The 21,488-nt window shown below is 42.0% G+C and carries 22 protein-coding genes and 1 other RNA gene; 19 read left to right on the forward strand and 4 right to left on the reverse strand.

The features are described from left to right. Positions 1-21: 21 nt before the first annotated feature. Complete coding sequence (gene nrdH, locus N4627_RS01630) at positions 22-252, reverse strand: glutaredoxin-like protein NrdH (protein ID WP_003717545.1); 231 nt, start codon at positions 250-252, stop codon at positions 22-24. Positions 253-497: 245 nt separating this feature from the next. On the opposite strand from nrdH, the gene tadA reads away from it, so the two are divergent. From tadA to tsaD, 19 genes are all read left to right on the forward strand, one after another. Continuing rightward, the gene (gene tadA / locus N4627_RS01635) at positions 498-1,019 is read left to right on the forward strand and encodes a tRNA adenosine(34) deaminase TadA (protein ID WP_003717546.1); all 522 of its coding nucleotides are present in this window, start codon (positions 498-500) and stop codon (positions 1,017-1,019) included. 22 nt (positions 1,020-1,041) lie between these two features. Continuing rightward, positions 1,042-1,139: signal recognition particle sRNA small type (ffs, locus tag N4627_RS01640), an RNA gene on the forward strand. Positions 1,140-1,292: 153 nt separating this feature from the next. Continuing rightward, positions 1,293-3,122, forward strand: a complete 1,830-nt coding sequence (gene dnaX / locus N4627_RS01645) for a DNA polymerase III subunit gamma/tau (protein ID WP_003717547.1) — start codon at positions 1,293-1,295, stop codon at positions 3,120-3,122. Between the two features lie 16 nt (positions 3,123-3,138). Next, entirely contained in the window at positions 3,139-3,447 is a 309-nt protein-coding gene (locus N4627_RS01650) for a YbaB/EbfC family nucleoid-associated protein (protein WP_003717548.1), read from the forward strand. A 2-nt stretch (positions 3,448-3,449) separates the two neighbouring features. Continuing rightward, a complete protein-coding gene (recR, locus tag N4627_RS01655) occupies positions 3,450-4,049 on the forward strand; it encodes a recombination mediator RecR (protein WP_260964869.1) in 600 nt (199 codons plus the stop codon). 3 nt (positions 4,050-4,052) lie between these two features. Continuing rightward, positions 4,053-4,304, forward strand: a complete 252-nt coding sequence (locus N4627_RS01660) for a YaaL family protein (RefSeq protein ID WP_003717550.1) — start codon at positions 4,053-4,055, stop codon at positions 4,302-4,304. Positions 4,305-4,315: 11 nt separating this feature from the next. Next, positions 4,316-4,957, forward strand: coding sequence for a dTMP kinase (gene tmk / locus N4627_RS01665; protein ID WP_098044899.1), 642 nt, complete (start codon positions 4,316-4,318; stop codon positions 4,955-4,957). Positions 4,958-4,988: 31 nt separating this feature from the next. Beyond that, positions 4,989-5,312, forward strand: a complete 324-nt coding sequence (locus N4627_RS01670) for a cyclic-di-AMP receptor (protein ID WP_003717552.1) — start codon at positions 4,989-4,991, stop codon at positions 5,310-5,312. 18 nt (positions 5,313-5,330) lie between these two features. Continuing rightward, positions 5,331-6,335 carry a DNA polymerase III subunit delta' gene (gene holB / locus N4627_RS01675; protein WP_191336987.1) on the forward strand — a complete coding sequence of 335 codons (1,005 nt, stop codon included), beginning with the start codon at positions 5,331-5,333 and terminating at the stop codon, positions 6,333-6,335. 13 nt (positions 6,336-6,348) lie between these two features. Then, positions 6,349-6,702, forward strand: a complete 354-nt coding sequence (locus tag N4627_RS01680; protein ID WP_003717554.1) for a DNA replication initiation control protein YabA — start codon at positions 6,349-6,351, stop codon at positions 6,700-6,702. Positions 6,703-6,712: 10 nt separating this feature from the next. Further along, positions 6,713-7,579: a 16S rRNA (cytidine(1402)-2'-O)-methyltransferase gene (gene rsmI / locus N4627_RS01685; protein ID WP_191336986.1), complete on the forward strand. Its 867-nt coding sequence runs from the start codon at positions 6,713-6,715 to the stop codon at positions 7,577-7,579. Positions 7,580-7,587: 8 nt separating this feature from the next. After that, complete coding sequence (locus tag N4627_RS01690) at positions 7,588-8,343, forward strand: acyl-[acyl-carrier-protein] thioesterase (RefSeq protein WP_260964870.1); 756 nt, start codon at positions 7,588-7,590, stop codon at positions 8,341-8,343. A gap of 132 nt (positions 8,344-8,475) precedes the next feature. Further along, positions 8,476-9,993 (forward strand): exopolyphosphatase, encoded by a 1,518-nt coding sequence (locus N4627_RS01695; RefSeq protein WP_260964871.1) that lies wholly within the window; start codon positions 8,476-8,478, stop codon positions 9,991-9,993. Position 9,994: 1 nt separating this feature from the next. Beyond that, positions 9,995-12,247 (forward strand): RNA degradosome polyphosphate kinase, encoded by a 2,253-nt coding sequence (locus N4627_RS01700; RefSeq protein ID WP_191336983.1) that lies wholly within the window; start codon positions 9,995-9,997, stop codon positions 12,245-12,247. After that, positions 12,240-13,205: a Ppx/GppA family phosphatase gene (locus N4627_RS01705; RefSeq protein ID WP_003717559.1), complete on the forward strand. Its 966-nt coding sequence runs from the start codon at positions 12,240-12,242 to the stop codon at positions 13,203-13,205. The genes N4627_RS01700 and N4627_RS01705 overlap by 8 nt, the downstream gene beginning before the upstream one ends. A 135-nt stretch (positions 13,206-13,340) precedes the next feature. Beyond that, the gene (gene galE / locus N4627_RS01710) at positions 13,341-14,336 is read left to right on the forward strand and encodes a UDP-glucose 4-epimerase GalE (protein ID WP_260964872.1); all 996 of its coding nucleotides are present in this window, start codon (positions 13,341-13,343) and stop codon (positions 14,334-14,336) included. A 159-nt stretch (positions 14,337-14,495) separates the two neighbouring features. Beyond that, positions 14,496-15,221 (forward strand): tRNA (adenosine(37)-N6)-threonylcarbamoyltransferase complex dimerization subunit type 1 TsaB, encoded by a 726-nt coding sequence (gene tsaB / locus N4627_RS01715; RefSeq protein ID WP_260964873.1) that lies wholly within the window; start codon positions 14,496-14,498, stop codon positions 15,219-15,221. Beyond that, on the forward strand, positions 15,205-15,765 hold the full coding sequence (rimI, locus tag N4627_RS01720; RefSeq protein ID WP_098044891.1) for a ribosomal protein S18-alanine N-acetyltransferase: 561 nt from the start codon (positions 15,205-15,207) through the stop codon (positions 15,763-15,765). Before tsaB ends, rimI begins: the two co-directional genes overlap by 17 nt. 2 nt (positions 15,766-15,767) lie before the next feature. Next, positions 15,768-16,793, forward strand: a complete 1,026-nt coding sequence (tsaD, locus tag N4627_RS01725) for a tRNA (adenosine(37)-N6)-threonylcarbamoyltransferase complex transferase subunit TsaD (protein WP_260964874.1) — start codon at positions 15,768-15,770, stop codon at positions 16,791-16,793. Between the two features lie 71 nt (positions 16,794-16,864). Here tsaD and N4627_RS01730 read toward each other — a convergent pair whose 3' ends face one another. The 3 genes from N4627_RS01730 to N4627_RS01740 all read right to left on the reverse strand — a co-directional run bounded on the left by N4627_RS01730 (position 16,865) and on the right by N4627_RS01740 (position 21,346). Further along, positions 16,865-18,106, reverse strand: a complete 1,242-nt coding sequence (locus N4627_RS01730) for a glutamate-5-semialdehyde dehydrogenase (RefSeq protein ID WP_003717564.1) — start codon at positions 18,104-18,106, stop codon at positions 16,865-16,867. Positions 18,107-18,369: 263 nt separating this feature from the next. Further along, positions 18,370-19,170 carry a glutamate 5-kinase gene (proB, locus tag N4627_RS01735; RefSeq protein ID WP_390893938.1) on the reverse strand — a complete coding sequence of 267 codons (801 nt, stop codon included), beginning with the start codon at positions 19,168-19,170 and terminating at the stop codon, positions 18,370-18,372. Positions 19,171-19,393: 223 nt separating this feature from the next. Then, positions 19,394-21,346: an ABC-F family ATP-binding cassette domain-containing protein gene (locus N4627_RS01740; protein ID WP_260964876.1), complete on the reverse strand. Its 1,953-nt coding sequence runs from the start codon at positions 21,344-21,346 to the stop codon at positions 19,394-19,396. Positions 21,347-21,488: the final 142 nt, after the last annotated feature.

The raw sequence follows: 21,488 nt of genomic DNA on the forward strand, positions 1-21,488 counted from the left end.
TGAATAGTCCTTGCGATTAGATTAAATTGCTTGAGTTAATTTGTTTAATTCGTCAGGACGGAAACCAGAAAAGGCATTACCATTTGGTAACTTAACAACTGGTGTTGCCATGAAACCTTCTGACTTTAAACTGTTAATAAATTCTGGTTGTTCATCAATATTATGTTCAACGAAATTAATGTTGTGGGCTTTTAAGAATTTCTTAGTCATTTTGCATTGGATGCAGTTATTTTTAGAAAACACAGTAACCATTTTGATCCCCTCACTCGTCTTATTTGATGTTTTCTAGTATAGCGATCTTATGTAAAAAATCAATGAAAAAGTGCTATATATTGTGTGACTTTAAATAGTGAAACACAATATATAGCACATGAGGTGGGCAATTATGTATGTGAAACTTTTTGATTTATTTCTTGATAAATGATAGATTGATCAACAAACTAATATTATACACTTGAAAAGAGAAATTTAACATAAATTAAAGGAGAATTTTTACGATGAAGGAAAGAGTAACAGTTCCCCGAGAAGAACAAGTAAAGTTTATGCGAGCGGCCATTGCTGAAGCAAAAAAAGCAGCGTTGCTAGATGAAGTTCCTATTGGTGCAGTAGTGACCTATCAAGGGAAAATTATAGGACGCGGCCATAACATGCGAGAAAAATTTCAGGACGTGACTTATCATGCAGAAATGCTAGCAATTATGGAGGCCTGTTCCTACCTTCATAGTTGGCGCCTTGAAGATTGTGATCTATACGTTACTCTTGAGCCGTGCATGATGTGTAGCGGAGCAATTGTAAACGCGCGAATCAGAAATGTCTTTTACGGGGCAACTGATCCTAAGGCGGGAACAGTCGATAGTTTATATCATTTACTTGGTGATGACCGATTAAATCATCAGGCTTATGTGACTGCTGGCGTTCTTGGTGAACAGTGTAGTCAAATGTTAAAGGATTTTTTCCGGGCAGTGCGGAAAAAACGTAAACTGGCCCGAAAAAAGAAAAAGACTAGTAATTCTAAATAAAATGTTGTATGATGATATTTGCCGTAAGGCCTTAGAGCAAGGGTATGCTTACGAACCGTGTCAGGTCCGGAAGGAAGCAGCACTAAGTTTGATGTATCTTGTGCTCTAAGTTTTTTAAGAAATTAACCGTGAGGTCGGGATACTATTTCCTGGCCTCTTTAATTTTATAATTGAAAATTTTATTTATCTTAAATTCGGTTCAAATGATTTTTCTTTTGATAAAAGCTAGTATAATATTAAGCAGCATTAAAATTACGGAAAGGAAGCTGATTAATGAGTTACCAGGCATTATATCGTGTATGGCGTCCACAGCGGTTTGACGATATGGTTGGTCAACAAGTTGTTACCCGGACACTCAAAAACGCCATTATTACTCACCAAATTAGTCATGCCTACCTCTTCGCTGGGCCGCGGGGTACTGGGAAGACTTCTGCGGCTAAGATTTTCGCCAAGGCTGTTAATTGCCACCACTCTCAAGATGGTGAACCATGTAATGAATGTGATACTTGTAAAGCAATTACTAATGGTCAATTAAATGATGTTATTGAAATTGATGCTGCATCAAATAACGGTGTGGAGGAGATTCGTGATATTCGTGATAAGGCGAAGTATGCGCCAACGCAAGCGGACTATAAAGTTTACATTATTGACGAAGTTCACATGCTCTCAACAGGGGCGTTCAATGCTTTGCTTAAGACGCTGGAAGAGCCGCCTGCCAATGTAATCTTTATTTTGGCGACAACTGAGCCGCATAAGATCCCGCTTACAATTATTTCGCGGGTTCAGCGGTTTGATTTCCGCCGTATTTCGGCTACTGATTCATTCGAACGCATGAAGTACATTTTGGATCAGAAAAAGGTGGAGTATGACGAAAAGGCACTATGGGTGATTGCAAATGCTGCAGAGGGAGGAATGCGGGATGCGTTAAGTATCCTGGATCAGGTTCTTTCCTTTAGTGATAACCAGGTTAAGCTTGACGATGCCCTTTTAGTAACTGGGAGTGTTACTAAGCAGCTGTTAAAGAAGTACTTCCTGGAAGTTTGTCAAGGCCAAAGTGCTCCTGCGCTGGAAACGATGAAGCAGATTCTCGGCGAGGGTAAAGATGGTCAGCGGTTTATTGAAGATTTGATCTCGTTCATTCGAGATGTCCTTTTGTATCAGGAGTCGCCTGATTTAATAAAGGTTGAGAGTACGGGATTAAAAGATGAAGATTTTGCAGAACTGAGTAAAGCAGCTTCATCAACAATATTATACCGAATGATTGATGACCTAAATAATATTCAAATGGAAATGCGGTTTACGACTCATCCGGATGTTTATTTAGAGGTTTTGACCGTTAAATTATCCCAGCCAGAAGCAGAGCAGCCTGTCGCTAGCGTATCAAAACCAACTCAGGCTCACCAAGAAGCAAACCAAGCAGAAGTTGATAAACTTCAAGCGCAGATTCAAGCACTGCAACAGACTGTCCAGGTGCTTCAGCAACAAGGAACTACTACTATTAGTAAGCCAGTTGCTAATAGTGCTTCTAAAGCAGCAAAAGAGCAACCACGTGTTAAATCACGAAGTAATCGTGTCAATTTGCACCAGATTTATCCAGTTCTTGGTGCAGCTACGCGTCAGGATCTTGCTAAAATGAAGGAACTCTGGGGAGATATGCTTAATATGCTTAGCGTCCCTCAACGATCGCTCTTACACGTTTCTCAACCAGTGGCCGCCAGTCCGGATGGAATTATCGTGGCGTTTGACTATGCATTTCTTTTTCAGCAGGCAACTGATGATCAAGCTTTAATTCAAGCGATGGAAGATGGTCTTCAACGCTTAAGTGGTGATCAGCGAAAAGTTGTGTTTGTCCCTAAAGATCAATGGCCGCAAATACGTAAAGAGTATATTCAAAGTCATGGCTTAGGAAAAGGGTCTTCTCGTTCTACTGGTAATAATCCGCAACCCGCGGCAGCAAGTGCTGAAGCGCCAGCAGAGGAGCCGGTTTCAACCGCGCCGGCAACGGTTCAAGAACCACAACCAAAGTCAGACGAGCAAAAAGATTTGGTTACAACTGCCCAAGAGCTGTTCGGTAGTGATATTGTTAAAGTAGAAAATAATTAAAGGGGAATGATAAATTATGATGAACGGTATGAATATGCAACAAATGGTAAAGCAAGCTAAGGAAATGCAAAAGAAAATGATGGCTGAACACGAAGAACTTGCTAAGCAGCAATTCGTTGGTCAAGCACCAGATGGCATGGTAACCGCAACTTTTACTGGTGATAATAAGTTAGTTAATCTGGAAATTAAGCCAGAAGCCGTTGATCCTGATGACATTGACATGCTTTCAGATCTTGTACTGGCAGCCGTTAATGATGGGATGAAGAAGGTCAACGATGCTACTCAAAGTACTTTGGGTAAGTACACTCGTGGCTTGGGGATGTAAGAGTGCAGTATCCTGAACCGCTAGCAAAGCTAATTGAAAGCTACACAAAACTACCGGGTATCGGTCAAAAGACGGCTACCCGGCTAGCTTTTTATACACTGACGATGCAAGGCGATGACGTTACAAACTTTGCTAAATCATTATTATCAGCTAAGCGTGATCTCCATAGTTGTAGTATTTGTGGCAACATTACGGAAGATGATCCTTGCCCAATTTGCCAAGATAAGACTCGTGATCTTTCACAAATCCTTGTGGTTGAGCAATCACAGGATGTCATGGCAATGGAACGAATGCATGAGTACCATGGCTTGTACCACGTCTTAAATGGTGTAATCTCACCTGTTGCAGGGACTGGCCCGGAAGATATTAATATTACTAGCCTATTAGATCGTCTGAAAAAAGACGATGAGATAAAAGAAGTGATTATTGCAACTAACGCTTCGTCGGATGGCGAGTTAACTGCTAGTTACCTTGCAAAATTAATTAAGCCTGCCGGAATTAAAGTTACGCGGTTAGCCCACGGACTTTCTGTTGGGGCTGATATTGACTATGCGGATGAAGTAACCCTATTTAAGGCTGTTCAAGGACGGACGGAGATGTAACGAATGCTTTTCCATCATCGAAATCAAGAAGAGATAAAGCAAGAGCGTGACCAGCGATTATTGAATTTGATCTATGAAACAAAAGCAAGCTGGGATCATGCAAAGGAAACCGAGCGAGCTGTTTATGAGGCTAATGCAAGTACGGAACTTCATTATCGAAGTCGCTTGCAAGAACAAAAATATTTGTACCTTTACCGAATTGCGCGCAAATTTAAGGTACATGGTGAACTAAACCAGAGCGTAATCGATCGTTAGGAAGAGGATTAATGGCAGGAAAATTTATTTCATTTGAAGGACCGGATGGCGCAGGGAAAACAAGCGTAATTACTGCAATTCAAGCTGAACTAGAGCAACAGCTTGGTAAAGAAAAGGTAATGTATACGCGGGAACCTGGTGGTAATCATATTTCTGAGCAAATTCGCCGGGTTTTGTTTGATGAGCACAACACTGATATGGATGGCCGAACGGAAGCGCTATTATTTGCGGCTGCCCGTCGTCAGCATATCGTTTCAGAGATTTTGCCAGCCTTAAAAGATGGCAAGGTAATTCTTTGTGATCGCTACGTCGATAGTTCAATTGCCTATCAGGGAGCTGGACGCCATCTCGGTGAGCAGAAGATTTGGCAAATTAACCAGTATGCGATTGATGGGTTGTTGCCTGACTTAACTATTTATTTGGATATTGAGTCAAAATTAGGGTTGCAGCGAATTGCTGAACACCGGGCCGATCAAGTTAACCGGTTAGACGAAGAGCAGTTAAGTTTCCATAAAACTGTTCGTGAAGCATTTCTTCGCCTTCAACGAGAAAATCCAGAAAGAATTAAGTTGATTGATGCTAGTCAGTCACTGCCTAAGGTAATTAGTGACGTGAAGCAAACGATTCATGCGAAGTTTAATGATTTATTTTAAGCTAGTGGCATTTAAAGAAAGGTGATTTATTATGAAAATGATAATTGCGATTGTTCAATCCAAGGACAGTAATCGGCTCCGGAAAGCATTTGCCAAGAACCATATCCAAATGACTCAGCTTTCTACAACAGGTGGCTTTCTCCGTGAAGGGAACGCAACGTTTTTGATCGGGATTGAAGATGAACGGGTTCAAGATGTTCTTGAGATTATCAAGAAGAACGCTAAGTCTCGTGAACAATATGTTACGTCGCAAATGCACATGGATGTTGAAGGTGGTTCTGCCTTTCCAGTTAATGTTCAAATTGGTGGAGCAACCGTCTTTGTAATGCCAGTGGAACAGTTCCACAAGTTTTAGTTGAGTAGGTGAAAAGAAGTGGCTGACCAGTTGCAGGCAGAGCGTTTGCAGCCTTTAATAGTTAAACAACTGCAAACGGTAATAAAAAATCATGAATTAGCACATGCTTACCTCTTTGTTGGTCCAACCGGCTCAGGAAAAAGTCAATTGGCCACGTGGTTAGCGTTACGACTTTTCTGTCTCCATTTGCAAAATGGTGAGCCTGACCTTACCTGTCCAGAGTGTCAGCGAATTTTAAGCGGTAATCATCCTGATGTGGTCGTTGCTAAACCGGAAGGCCGACAGATTAAGGTTGACGAGATCCGTCACTTGAAGGATGAATTTACTAAAAGTGCTGTTGAGGGCAATAAAAAGCTTTTTGTAATTCATGATGCCGAAAAGATGACGAATAATGCTGCTAATAGCTTGTTGAAGTTTATTGAAGAGCCGGGTCCAGGAATTTACATTTTAATGTTAACAACCAATAAGAGTGCTGTCTTACCAACAATTCGCTCGCGGACACAAGTGATTGAGCTGCGTCCATTGGCACGGGCTGAACTTGAAAAAGCATTGGCTAAGCAAGAAATTCCACGGACCGAACGAAGTGTTGCTATCGGGTTAACGGATTCTGTAAGCGAGATTCTGGAATGGCGAAAAGATGACTGGTTAAAGCAAGCAATTTCAGCAATCGCACTGTGGTATCGGCATACCAGTAATGCAAACATGCTAGGTTTCGTTGATATTCAAACAGAGATCGTCAAACTAGCAACCGATCGTCAAAAGCAGCAGTTGATTCTCGACCTCATGGCATTAATTTGGCGAGATACCTTACTGGTTGCAAACGGGATGACTGCTGAAGAAGATCTGCACTTTTTACAGGCTCAGGAACTTCTAACGACAATTGCCCAACAATATTCTGTACAAACATTGTTAGAAATTAGTCAGGAAACATTGACTAGCCGACACCTCTTGGATCAAAATATGGCATTTCAAAACGTTGCGGAACAGTTAACTATCAAAATTGTTCAAGCACTTTCGGCATAGGAGGGTAATCACAATGAGTGAACATGGTAATCCAAGTAATATTTATGATCGCTTCGCTCAGGTAACTAAGCAAACGCATGACCTAGTTGCTAATATGGAACAGCTCCAGGCCCAGGTGACAGAATTAATGGAAACGAATGCTGAACTTTCAATTGAAAATGACCATTTACGAACAATGTTAAAGAAGATGCATCAGCAAAAACATGATGATGATCATCTTTCTGGTTCACGGGAAAACTTAAAGAAATTGTATCAGCAAGGTTTTCATGTTTGCAGTGAATATTTTGGCAAGCGGCTTGAACAGAATGAATCGTGTACTTTTTGTTTAGACACGATTTTTGGTCATGATCAGCCAACGATTAAGTAGGGAGAGGACAATGCAACAGGTTAGTAGCTTTCAAAATCAGGATTCAGGAACGTTATACCTTGTGCCGACACCGATCGGTAATTTAGATGACATGACATTTCGAGCAGTTAAGGTGTTAACTGGGGCTGACTTGATTGCAGCTGAGGATACGCGGCATACTCAACAATTATTAAACCATTTTGATATTCACACGCCTGAGATTAGTTTCCATGAACATAATACGGAACAACGCATTCCAGAATTAATTGGTAAATTAAAGGCTGGCCTTACGATTGCGCAATGTAGTGATGCGGGGATGCCATCAATTTCTGATCCCGGGAAAGAATTAGTTGCAGCGGCAGTAAAAGAAGGGATCCCAGTTGTTCCGTTACCAGGTGCTAACGCTGGGTTGACCGCTTTAATTGCCTCTGGCCTCGTTCCCCAGCCGTTTTACTTCTATGGCTTTCTTGAACGGAAGCACCAGCAGCAAGTGCAAGAATTAGAGCAATTACGGAATCGTTCTGAGACCATGATTTTCTATGAAGCACCTCACCGTTTGAAGAAAACTCTCAAAGTGATGGCCGAAGTTTTTGGTGACGACCGCCAAGCAGTTTTAGCTCGTGAATTAACTAAACGTTATGAGGAGTTTAGTCGGGGAAGTTTAGCTGAGTTAACTGCCTTTTATGATGAACATCAGCCACGAGGAGAATATGTTGTGCTAATAGCTGGGAATCCTCATCCTGATGAATATGTTCAAAATGATGAAGCCGGAACACCAATTGAACAGATTGATCAGAAAATTAGTGAAGGGTTATCTACTAATGCAGCAATTAAATTAGTTGCCAAGAAAAATAAGTTGAATCGTCAAGAACTCTATAAGCAATATCATAATATTTAGGAGCAAAAATGGAATTAAAACAATCGGCACAGGAATATGAAATACCGCATCAGCTTGCTTATTACGAATGCAATGAATTAGGTCATCCAACTCTAAGTATGGTAATGAGTATGCTTATGGTTGTTGCTGATAAACAAAGTGACCAACTGGGGTTAAGCCAGGAAAATATTCAGGCGACTGGTGGAACCTGGGTTATTGTTAGTTTTGAAGGAACGCTTGACCTGCAATCACTAAAAATTGGTGATACCGTTATCCTTGGAACGCGGGCGACCGGATATAATCGTTTCTTTGCGACCCGTGAGTTTTGGCTCCGTGATAAGGATGGTCAAAAAGAGTATGCTCATGTTCAATCTTTATTGGCATTCATGAATTTAACCAGTCGAAAAATGGAACCAATTCCCGAAAAGATAATTACAGCTTATCAAGCACCAAAAGTTAAACGTGTGCCACGGGGACGACGACCTAAGCCGATTGCCGCAGATGTATTATTAACAGAAAAACGATACCATGTTCGTTATTTTGATTTAGATGCTAATCGTCATGTCAACAATGCCCGCTACTTTGATTGGCTCTTGGATCCGCTTGGTGAGCAGTTTTTAACGACCCACCAATTAAAGTCGTTTTCAATTCAATACCATCAAGAAGTTCGTGCCGACCATGATATTACTAGTGAGTTTACGATGGCAGATCCATATACCAGTCTTCACCAGATTAAAAGCAACGGTAAACTTTGTACGAAGGCTAAGTTTAGCTGGTTGGGTTAAGAATTGCTGAATTTAAGATATTCGAAAAAGGGTTCAGAAAAAACATTTTGCTTTTTCTGAACCCTTTTTAGCACGCCCTTTATGTCCATTAATGGTAGACTTAAAGTGGAAAAACATTGAGGGGTGATTAGAATGAAAAATTCGTTGACGGCAGTAATTTATTTACAACCGGACCAGATTTTCTTACGGATTATCGAGCTCCCAAGCCTCAAAGTAGTTAATGACGTCCGTTCTGGATTATTTGCTATTGGTGAAGATAATAAAACTGCTAATTATCGAAAGAACATGGCAGCAATCACTGATAATATTGAAGGCTTCAAGGAACTGATTAGCGATTATCAGGTTGATGATATTAAATTCTATGGAGCCTATGAAGATATGGATAGCGTCACCGCAAGTTATGTTGGTGATCAGCTGAAGGTTCGTACGGGACTGAAAATTGAATGGCTGAATAATAATCAATTAATGGCCCAGTCAATGAGTTATATTGTTGATCAGTTACCAGAATTTAAGAATTTAAGCAAGCATTGCCTGTATATTTTGAGTATTGGATTAGATAGCTCAACACTGGCATTTTTCCATCATGGTAATTTTGAGACTTCATGGGAAATTGATCTTGGCGGGGCCCAGATTCACCGCCTTGTTAACCAGTTACGGCAGACGACGACTAATCCGACAGAAATTATTCAGGATTACATTGGTAGTAAGCTTGGTTACTTAGCGCCTGAATTAACGCGGCAAAAGAAGACGACGATGATTGTTCAGAATGCGCCTTCGTTAGCAAAACGCTATGTGGATAAGCACCAAAAAATTGGTGAAATTGACCGTCAAAAATTCCGTGAAACGTTTAATCACCTATTAATTCCTCAGGATCGATACATGTATAACAATGATATTGACCCGACAGAAGCTCAGGATGAATATATTTTACCAAACTATTTGGTGATTGCTCGAATGTCAGATCTGATTAATCCATCAAGTCTTTATGTGACAAACCTTTCGATTATGGATGGCATTTCAAACGGGATCGCAACGGCCAATGATGTTTCTCAAGCTACCGTAAATAATATGATTCGGACCTCTGCTGATAATATTGCTAAACGGTACGGGATTGATTTTAATCATGCAGACTTTGTTAAGAAGTATGCACTTCAATTCTTCGATGAATTACGACCGATTCATCGGTTAAGCAACCATTACCGTCTTTTGCTTGAAGTGGCGGCTAAGGTTGATGATATTGGGAATTTTATTAACCAGCAAGGGCACTATCGACATTCGGCATATATTTTGGAGGCTAATCCCATGATCGGTCTCTCCAATGAAGATAACCTAATTATTGCGGAAGTTGCCCGTTACCACAGTACTGAAAGCCCAACCATTGACCAGTCTCATTATCGTCATTTGGACGAGGATATTCAGATGCCAGTTGCCAAGTTAGCGGCAATCTTAAGATTAGTTGATTCCCTAGATGATTCACGACAGCAAAAGATTAGTCGGATTCAGCTAAAATTAAAGAACGGGCGACTAATTATTAAAGCGACTAGCTCAGACGATTTAGTACTAGAAAGCTGGTCATTTAGCCAAAAGTCACAACTCTTTGACGATGTCTTCGGTATTAAACCTGTATTAAAGGAAAAAGAGGGGCGGTAAAATGTACAAGGAATTTTATAAACCACAAAATTATGTTAATCGAGAACTTAGTTGGATTGACTTTAATGGACGGGTTCTTCAAGAAGCAACTGATACCAGCAACCCGCTTCTTGAACGGGCTAACTTTTTAGGGATTACCCAAAGCAACGTCGATGAATTCTTTATGGTACGGGTTGCGTCACTTCATAAATTGGCAGCGGCGAATGTAACAACAACGGATGCTTCGGGAATGACACCTGAGGAACAATTAACGGCCGTAAATAAAAAAGAACATGAAATGGTGAAGGAACGTTATGAAGTTTATAACAAACAAATAATTCCTGACTTAAGGCAACACCAGATTAATATTATGCACCTAGCTGATTTAGATGATCGACAAAAGGAATTTATTCGGCGGTACTTCAGTGATGAGTTAATGCCGGTACTAACACCAATGGCAGATGATACTTCACGGCCATTCCCGTTCATTGCTAACAACTCACTTAACATTGCAATTCAATTACGCCGGGATCCAAAGCAAAAGAAAGCTGTTCAGGAACAAGAAATTCTTGAAGGTGATCAGGAGGTTAAGAGTCGTCAGCTAGAACCCCATGATGATAGCCGAGAATCAGATATTAAGTTTGCCACTGTTCGTGTTCCGTCCATTTATAAGCGACTAGTTCGCTTACCGGGAGAGAACAACTTTATCCTAATTGATGAAGTCATTAAGCGTTTCCTTGGCCAGCTCTTCCCAGGTTATCAAATTTTGGCTTCAGCAACTTACCGGGTAATGCGTGATATGGACTTGGATGTTGCGGAAGAAGATACTTCTGACCTATTACGGGCCGTTAAGCACCAATTACGTGAACGGGAACACGGTGAGGTAATGCGGCTTGAAGTTGAAAATTCAATTGATGAGTGGCTAGAGGATCAGCTGATTGACAACCTGCACGTGAATGAACGTTCAATTTACCGGGTAAATGGTCCGGTAGACTTAACCTTCTTGAAGAAACTTTCTGGAATGGTTGACGGACATGCTGATCTCCGTTTTCTACCGTTCCACGCCTACCAAAATCCTGCTTTAGACATGGAACACAATATCTTTGCTGCTATCCGGAAGCACGACTACCTAATGCAGCACCCGTATGATAGTTTCCAATCGGTAGTTAACTTCATTCACCAGGCTGCCCTCGATCCAGAAGTTCTTGCAATCAAGATGACCCTTTACCGGGTATCCGGAAATTCACCAATTATTAAGTATTTAGGGATGGCTGCTCAACGAGGAAAACAAGTAACCGTTCTGGTAGAAGTCAAGGCTCGGTTTGATGAACAAAATAACGTTCGGTGGGCTCAACGATTGGAACAAATGGGCTGTCACGTAATTTACGGGCTTGTCGGCCTTAAAACGCACTGTAAGGTTGCCTTGGTTATCCGGCGGGATGAAGATGGCCTTCGTCGTTACATGCACCTAGGCACCGGGAACTATAATGATGTAACTGCTCATTTCTACACTGACATGGGACTTCTGACCTGTGATCAAGAGATTGGGATGGATATGACCAACCTCTTCAACATGCTTTCAGGATTTGCTCGGCCACCGTACTTCAATAAGATCCGTGTATCACCAAACGGAATTCGGAACTTTATTAACCAAAAGATTGATCAGCAGATTAAAATTGCTGAAAGTGGCAATTCGGCACTCATTCGGATGAAGATGAATTCACTCTCGGATAAACAAATTATCGCGCACCTGTATGAAGCAGCATCTAAGGGAGTTAAGATTCAGCTGATTATTCGGGGAATCACCTGTTTACGGAATGATCTGCCAGAACTGCACGGGAATATTGAAGTGCACTCAATTGTTGGCCGGTTCTTGGAGCACTCCCGGATTTACTACTTTGAAGGCAATGGTAATGAAGAAATTTACCTTTCAAGTGCTGACATGATGACCCGAAACCTTAATCGGCGGGTTGAGGAACTTTATCCGGTGGAACAAGCAGATACCAAAGAGAAGGCAATTTCAATCCTTGACGATATGTGGAAGGATAACGTTAAGGCTCGGGTTCTTGTTGGTGATCACTATGAACGAATTGACAACCATGGTGAAGAGCCATTTAATTCCCAAGAATTCTTTGTTCAACGGGCAAATGTTGAAAGCAAGCAAACAAAACGACAGGAAAAGTCAAAGCGTCATTTTTCAAACGTCTTTGAAACTTTAAGCCGTCACGTTCCAAGTCTCCATCTCGATTCACGAAAGGGTGAACGCCATGAGTAAGGATTCTCAATACCTAGCAATTATCGATCTTGGTTCTAACTCAGTCCGCTTAAAGATTGATCAGATTAATCTTGATGGTTCATACCAGACAAAACAGTATGAGAAACGGTATGTTCGTCTTTCGTCAGATATGGGACCAGAAAAGATTTTAAAACCTGAACCAATTAAACGAACGCTAAAAGCCCTGACTGAATTTCGACAGATTTGTGATCAGTATAAGCATCTTAAAATTCTTGCTGTGGCGACGGCAGCGGTTCGTCAAGCACAGAACCAGAGTGATTTCTTACAACAAGTTCAGGAAAAAACTGGCTTTGTAATTCACGTGATTTCTGGTGAACAGGAGGCTTACCTTGACTATATTGGGGTTAGTCATACTCTGGCGCTTAAAAACGGTGCCATCTTAGATACTGGCGGTGCTAGTATGGAGATTATCCTGGTTAATGACGGTCAGGCTGAAGAAGTGGTCAGTATTCCACTCGGTTCAGTTTTGCTCTCGCAACGGTATGACCTTGGTGACCAAATTAGTGCTACCAATCTGTTTAACGCGATTGTAAAGGTTGATCAGGTCCTAAGTAAGGAATTATGGTTAAACCGTGTTCGCCATGGAGAACTGGTTGCGCTAGGAGGTTGTAACCGAGCATTGGCAAAAATCTTTCGTTGGCAACAAGCAGTTAATTCAAGTCGGGTTGCGCCAGTTCATGGCTTAACAATGAGTCCCGATGAAGCATTTACAATTATGCAGCAGCTGTTGAGAAGCTCGCGAAGTGAACGGGCTAAGATTCGTGGTGTTAACAAAGAACGAGCTGATGTTATTGTGGGTGGCCTATTACCATTAATGAGTATTGTCCGCCAGCAGCAAATTCAACAAATCCAATTTAGTGATAGTGGTCTTCGCGAAGGATTGCTATTTCGGTACCTTGAACACGAAACTAGCTTAGAAAACTTAATCACTTTGTAATCGGTTACATTATTTACTAAAATTTTACTTAATTTTACTAAACGGCCAATTATAAAAGTGCTACAATCATATTTGAACAAGGAATTAGTAGACAGTCTGGTAATAGCAGATGTTGTCGGATAAGGAGGAAACAACATGGCAATTTTAGTTGCTGGTGGTGCCGGTTATATCGGTTCACACATGGTTAAGGACTTAGTTGAACACGGTCAAGAAGTTGTCGTTGCTGATAACCTTTCTACAGGTCACCGTGACGCAATCAACCCAAAGGCAAAATTCTACGAAGGTGACATTCGTGACCGGAAGTTTTTGGACAAGATCTTTGATAATGAAGACATTGAAGCGGTTGTTCACTTCGCTGCCTTTTCAATTGTCCCTGAATCAATGAGCAAGCCTTTGAAGTACTTTGACAACAATACTGGTGGAATGATCACTTTGCTTGAAGCAATGCGTGACCACAATATCAAGTACATTGTCTTCAGTTCAACAGCTGCTACTTACGGTGTTCCTGAACACATGCCAATTAAGGAAACTGATCCACAAAACCCAATCAACCCATACGGCTTGAGTAAGTTAATGATGGAAAAGATGATGCACTGGGCTGACAAGGCTTATGGCATTAAGTTCGTTGCTCTTCGGTACTTTAACGTTGCCGGTGCTGCTCCAGATGGAACTATTGGTGAAGACCACGGTCCTGAAACACACTTAGTTCCGATCATTCTCCAAGTTGCTCAAGGAAAGCGGAAAGAATTGAGCATCTTTGGTGATGACTACAATACACCAGATGGGACTAACGTTCGTGACTACGTTCATGTTATGGACTTGGCTGATGCTCACATCTTATCAATTAAGTACCTTGAAGCTGGTAACGAAAGTAATGCATTCAACCTTGGTTCATCAACCGGGTTCTCTAATAAGCAAATGCTTGAAGCAGCTCGAGAAGTTACTGGCGAACCAATTCCCGCAAAGATTGCCCCACGGCGTCCAGGAGACCCTGATTCATTAGTTGCCGCTAGTGACAAGGCCCGGAACGTTCTTGGCTGGGATCCAAAGTACGATGATGTTCATGACATTATCGCAACTGCATGGAAGTGGCATTCAACCCACCCAAAGGGCTACGATGACCGCGACTAGTTATTAATGCTTAGAATGTACTCATAATAATAAACCTTCAAAAAGTAACGTTTAGCAGGGGGAGTTTAGCTAAACGCTACTTTTTATTTTGACGTAAAATTAATGCAAAAAGTGGCTGGTGTGATAAGATGTTAGATGATTGAAAGGATGATCGAAGAAATGAAAGTACTTGCCATTGATACGTCAAACCATCCAATGAGTGTTGCGGTAGTTGAGGATAATCAGCTTTTGGCAACTGAAACATTGAACATGGTACGTAACCATAGTATTTATTTAATGCCAGCAATTGATAAGCTATTTAAGCTTGTCAAGTGGCAACCAGAAGACGTTGACCGGATCGCTGTTGCCCAGGGACCAGGATCGTATACTGGCATTCGAATTGCAGTTTCAACCGCTAAGGTACTCGCTGACACCTTGAAGAAGGAGTTAGTAGGTATTTCGAGTCTTGAAGTGTTAGCGCGGAATGTTGTTCCAACAACTAAAGAAGTAATTGTGCCATTTTTCGATGCCCGGCGCGGAAACGTTTTTGCAGGCGTATACCAGTGGCAAGATGGAAAATTAGTTAATCGGATTCCCGATCAACATTTGGCAATGAAGGAACTCCTGCAGCAACTTGCTCAATTACAGCAACCAATTTTATTAGTTGGGCACTTAACTGAGCGAATTGAGAAGACAATGGGAGAAATGCCAGCCAATATTAAGTTAGCCCCACGACCATTTGCCATCCCTTCGACTTACCAGTTAGCACTTGCTGGAGAAGATGCTCAGCCAGTTACGGATATTGATTCGATGATTCCACATTATCTACGGATTACAGAAGCGGAAGCCAATTGGCAAAAGCTTCACCCAGGTGAGACTAGGCAAAATTATGTTCGCGAAGTTTAAGAACTGGCTTAAACATCATCAGGAAGCTGGTCAATTAATTTTTGAACAGCAAACGAAGCTAATCAATGGACGCCAGTTTACCATTCGCCGTGCAAGGTTCACCGATATTTCTTCAATTATTAGAATTGAGGAATTGATTTACGGGACGGCTCCTTGGAACGCAAATGCTTTTCAAATTGAACTGGAGCGGGATCACGATCGACTGTATCTTGTAACGGTCTACGATGGGCAGGTAGTTGGCTATGCTGGTTGTTCATTTAATTGGTATAAACACGAAAGCCACATTACCAATATTGGTGTGAGTCCGGCATATCAGGATCAAGGAATCGGTGCTAATTTGATTCAAATTTTAAAGACTTATGCTGGCAACCATGGCTATCCGCGAATGACACTAGAAGTGCGGATTCATAATCTAAGAGCACGAAAATTGTATGAACGACTAGGATTTCATCAAACCAATATCAAATCGCACTATTATATTGATAACCGAGAAGACGCGGTTGAGATGGAAGTAAAATTGCAAAGTAGAGGGGAAAATACTTAGTTATGGCAGAAAGAACGTTAATTTTGGCATTTGAAACGAGCTGTGATGAAACAAGTGTCGCGGTTGTTGAAAACGGCACTAAGATTTTATCAAATATTGTTGCCACTCAGATTGATAGCCACCAACGATTTGGCGGTGTTGTTCCGGAGGTGGCTAGTCGGCACCATATTGAGTGGATTACCCGATGCACTGATCAGGCGCTAGCAGAGGCCAATGTTTCATATAACGATATAGCAGCTGTCGCGGTTACTTATGGTCCGGGACTAGTCGGCTCATTATTAATTGGGGTTACTGCAGCTAAAGCAATTGCGTGGGCACACAATTTACCATTAGTTCCGGTAAACCACATGACTGGTCACTTATATGCTGCTCGGTATGTTGGCGAGTTTAAGTATCCACAAATGGCATTGCTTGTTTCAGGTGGTCATACAGAGTTGGTCTACATGAAGGCTGAACATGAATTTGAAATCATTGGTGAAACGCGTGATGATGCTGCTGGTGAGGCCTATGATAAGATTGGTCGGGTTCTTGGAGTTAATTATCCTGCAGGAAAAACGATCGATGAATGGGCAGCTAAGGGAGAAGATACTTTTCACTTCCCACGCGCAATGGAAAAAGAGGCAAACTATGACTTTAGTTTTAGTGGCTTAAAGAGTGCCTTTATTAATACGGTTCATAATGCGGATCAACGGGGTGAAAAACTAAATAAGTATGATTTAGCAGCCAGCTTCCAACAAAGCGTTGTTGACGTGTTAGCAGAAAAAACGATGCGGGCTCTTGAGCGTTATCCGGTAAAACAGCTAATCTTAGCTGGCGGTGTTGCTGCTAACCATGGCCTTCGTTCTCGGTTAGACCATGACATGCATAAGTACCATCCAGACGTAACGATGCTCCAGGCACCATTGAAACTATGTGGTGATAACGCAGCGATGATTGGTGCTGCTGGATATATGTGCTACCAACACGGTGATCGTGCCGGAATGGATTTGAATGCAGAACCGGGATTAATGTATGGGCGAATGAAGTAAAGATAAGTGTGTAAAAATAAAATGTGAACTCCAGTGCTCGGTAAAGCCGAACTCTGAAGCTCACATTTTTTTTATTTCCGGATTTGTCCATTACCGGTAATTTCATACTTAATCGTTGTTAACTGGTGTAGCCCCATTGGTCCACGAGCATGAAGCTTTTGGGTACTAATACCAATTTCAGCACCGAAGCCAAACATTCCGCCATCCGTAAACCGGGTAGAAGCGTTAACGTAAACACACGCAGAGTCAATTTGCTCCTGGAATTTCCGTCCTCGTTCTAAGTTATTAGTGATAATTGTTTCGGAGTGATGGGTACTATGGTCATTAATGTGAGTGATTGCAGCATCAAGACTGTCAACAACTTTAACCGCCATAATGAGATCATTGTACTCAGTGTCCCAGTCTTCTGCGGTTACTGGGATAATCTCGGGAACAATTTTCCGTGCCGCTTCATCACCGCGAAGTTGAACACCGTGTTTGATTAATGCTTTAGCAATCACTGGTAAGTAGGTTGAAGCTACCTGACGATGAATTAGTAGCTTTTCAGCAGCGTTGCAGACGGATGGGCGTTGAACCTTGGCGTTAACCGCAATTGCAGTTGCCATTTCAAGATCGGCATCACGATCGACGTAAACGTGACAGTTACCGGCTCCTGTTTCAATTACCGGAACGGTTGCAGTTTTAACAACTCGTTGAATCAGGCCGCGGCCACCTCGGGGGATGAGGACATCAATATACTTAGTTAAATTCATCATTTCCTGAGCACTTTGATGGCTTGGATCAGCGACCATTTGAATAGCATCGGCTGGAAGCCCGGATTGGGTAAGAGCCTCGCGAAGGGCCTTGGCAATTGCCAGGTTAGTTTGTAATGCTTCCTTACCGCCACGGAGAATTACCGCATTACCACTTTTAAAAGTAAGACCAGCAGCATCAGCAGTAACGTTTGGTCGGGCTTCAAAAATAATCCCAATGACACCCAATGGAACTCGCCGTTGAATAATTTGTAATCCGTCAGCACTAATCCATCCCCGGTCAATTTGCGCGGTCGGATCGGAAAGTTGGGCGATAGAACGAAGACCATTTGCCATGTCAGTGATTCGCTGTTCGTTGAGCATTAAGCGGTCAAGAAACTTCTTTGGCATTTCATTAGCATTAGCTAAGTCTTGTTTATTTGCTGTAAGAATAGCAGTTTGATTGGCTATTAAAGCATCAGCCATTGCAATTAGGCCCTTATTTTTAGATGCAGTATCAAGAATTGCTAATTGTCGTGCAGCTATTTGCGCTTGTTTACCGATTTGATTGAGTGATGTCATGATATGATCCTCCTTGGTTGAATTTTGAGTTTTCTCCTATTGTTATGTAGTCTTTGTTCGCCAGGGCTTGCTAGAGCTAGTGTTTTAGGCGACTGAGTCGAAATGTGTTCGCCGTGACTTTCCTCGAGCTAAGGTTCTAGGCAACTGAGTCAAGATCTGCTCGCCAGGAACTTGCTAGAGCTAACAACCTCCCTCCCAGATGCTTCCAGCATCTAGTCGGGAGAAATTGTTAGCTTTCCGCAAGTTCTTTGCTGGCTCGCACTCTATTTTCCAAACCTTGTTCCCACTTCTTCGCTACCGTCGAGGATTTGGAAGATGATTTTGGGATCACGGCCGTTGCAAAGGACCATGTGCTGGTTAGCTTGCATAATAGTGGCAGCGGCGCGGAGCTTAGTGACCATCCCACCGGTGCCAAATTGGGTACTGCTACCACTTGCGGCTTGCTCAAGTTCTGAAGTCATTTGATTAACGTGACGAATGGGTTGGGCATCGGTAAATTTATGCGGATCACGATTATAAAAGGCATCGATGTCAGAAAGAACGATTAACAGATCAGCCTTAATTTTAGTCGCAACTTGGGCAGAGAGTTCATCGTTATCACTGAAAGTAGTGTGGTGATCCAGCTCATCAACTGAAACTGGATCATTTTCGTTGATAATTGGGACAACCGCATCACCAAGAAGAGTTTCGATCGTATTAAGAATGTGCTGACGGCTAACCGGGTAGTCAAGGACATCTCGGGTTAATAAAATTTGTCCGACCTTAGTCTGATAATCCAGAAATCGTTGCGAATAGATCCGCATTAACTCGGTTTGACCAATTGCGGCCAGGGCCTGTTGCTGAGCAATTTCAGCTGGTCGCTTTGTTAAGCCGAGACTGGCAAGGCCAACACCAATCGCACCTGAAGAAACTAAAACCATTTCGTAACCTTGATGATTCAGCGTTGCAAGAGTATACGCCAGGCGGTCAATTGTCCGTAAATTAACCTGACCGTTGGGGTAGATTAAACTACTTGTCCCAACTTTAACAACAATGCGTTGATGCTGCTTTCCCATATTAACCATCCCTTCTAAACAAAAAACATGCCTAAGTCGAGGCACCAGTTACGGCGTTACCATCCTCGTTCAAAGACATGCTTTACTCTTTTTCAAAAATATTATTTACGTGTTGGATTAATAATGATTAGGATTCGGAATTATGTAAGTGGCTTTCAGCCGATGACCACTATTCTCTGGAACTTCCTACTTGGATCATTTGATTGCAGTTTACTTTCTTCTTGGTTAAAAGTCAACTATTTTCTTGATCAAACTTTTCTAGCTCCTCGGCTGCATTAGTCCACTCCAACTCGACTTCTTCAGACTGTTCATTTAACTTATTCAGTTGTTTTTGCAAATCCGCGAGTTGTCCAATATCAGTAGCAACTTCTGGTTGACTCATCTGCTCTTGAATTGCTTGTGACTGTTCTTCAAGGGAAGCCATTTGATCTTCTAACTTGTCAACTTGTCGCTGAAGCTTTCGCCGGGCTCGCTGAGTTTCCTTACTTTGCTGGTAAGACTGTTGAGCGCTGGATTTTTTGGGCTTAGCTGTTGAGTTTACTTGTTGCTCATCCTGTCCTGCAGTTGAAGCTAATTCCTTATTGACGGCTTCAAGGTAGTCATCATAGTCACCTTCATAATGCTTAATTCCGGTAGCGCTCATGTCAAGAACATCCGTGGCAACTTGGTTAATAAAGTATCGGTCGTGGGAAATAAATAGTACCGTGCCAGAGAACTCGTTGATTGCGTTCTCAAGGACTTCACGACTATCAATATCTAAGTGGTTCGTTGGTTCATCAAGAATTAAGAAGTTGATTGGTTTAAAAGAAAGCTTAGTTAGCTCTAGGCGAGCTTTTTCGCCACCGGAAAGGTCATGGACAAGTTTATAAACATCATCGCCAACGAAGAGAAAACTACCAAGTAGGGAGCGAATATCCTTTTCAGGAACGTTTGAGTGATCGTCCCAAACTTCATTTAAAACAGATTTTTCGGGATGAAGCTGCTGCTGTTCCTGATCGTAGTAACCAATTTGCAAGTTAGCGCCTAGTTTAATCGAACCGCTAATCAGTGGGATCCGATCCAAAATTGACTTTAGCAGGGTTGATTTACCGATTCCGTTGGGCCCAATGATTCCAACTCGTTGGGGCTTACGAACGGAAAACGAAAGCGGCCCGGCAAGCTTTTGATCATTATAACCAACTACTGCGCGGTCAACATCCAGGACTTCGTTACCACTATCCTTATCACTGTGAAAATGGAAGTGGATTGACCGATCGTCAGTCTCGGGACGATCCATCCGATCCATTTTTTCTAGTTGTTTCCGACGCGCCTGAGCACGTTTTGTGGTTGAAGCCCGAACAATGTTGCGGTTGACAAAGTCTTCAAGCTTTGCAATCTTCTTTTGCTGTTGTTCGTAGTGCTTCCATTCAGCAGTAAGCCATTCTTGTTTATGCTGCATAAATTGGGTGTAATTGCCAGTATAATGACGCAACGTATGGTTATCGAGATCGTAAATATCAGAAACAACTCGATCAAGGAAGTACCGGTCGTGAGAAACGACAAGCAGTGCGCCCTGATAGCTCTTTAGATAATCTTCTAGCCATGCAAGAACGTTCATATCTAAGTGGTTTGTTGGTTCGTCTAGGATCAAAAGATCAGGGGACTGCAAAAGAATTTTAGCAAGGGCTAGTTTTGTCTTTTGTCCTCCAGATAGGGAATTGATCGCAGTTTGGTAGTCAGCTTCTTCAAACCCAAATCCTTTTAAGATTCCCCGCATTCGTGACTCGTATTCAAAACCGCCCTGTTTCTTGAAAGTAGATTGGAGCTGAGAATATTTTTCCGTTGTTAGCTGGAATTCTTTAGTTGCTGGATCGAGTGAAGCTAACTGGTTTTCTAACTGGTGAATTTGCTTTTCCATTTTATGGAGAGGAGCAAATACTAGATCAAGTTCGGCCCAGATACTATTTTGGCTATCTAACCCTTGATCCTGAGCCAGGTAACCGATAGTTAGATCCTTGCTTTTAGAAATTGTCCCTTCATCGGGGTTAGTGATTCCGGCAATCATTTTTAAGAGGGTCGTTTTCCCGGCACCATTGCGACCGACAAGGGCTGTCCGGCCATGTTCCTGAATTTGGAGATTAATGTCATGAAAGAGGACATCAGCGCCAAAACGACGCATTACATTATTGGCTTGCAAAAGAATCATTTTGTTTACCTCGTTCTTCAAAAGATGTACTTTTCCATTATACGCTGGTTAGCCTTGATTTCACAAAGTTTAGCTTGTAAATTACGTTAATGATTAAGCAAATGAAAAAATTTTGAAAATAATTTTGTTTGAGTGTTCACAA

Source organism: Limosilactobacillus vaginalis (assembly GCF_025311515.1).
Taxonomy (GTDB): domain Bacteria; phylum Bacillota; class Bacilli; order Lactobacillales; family Lactobacillaceae; genus Limosilactobacillus; species Limosilactobacillus vaginalis.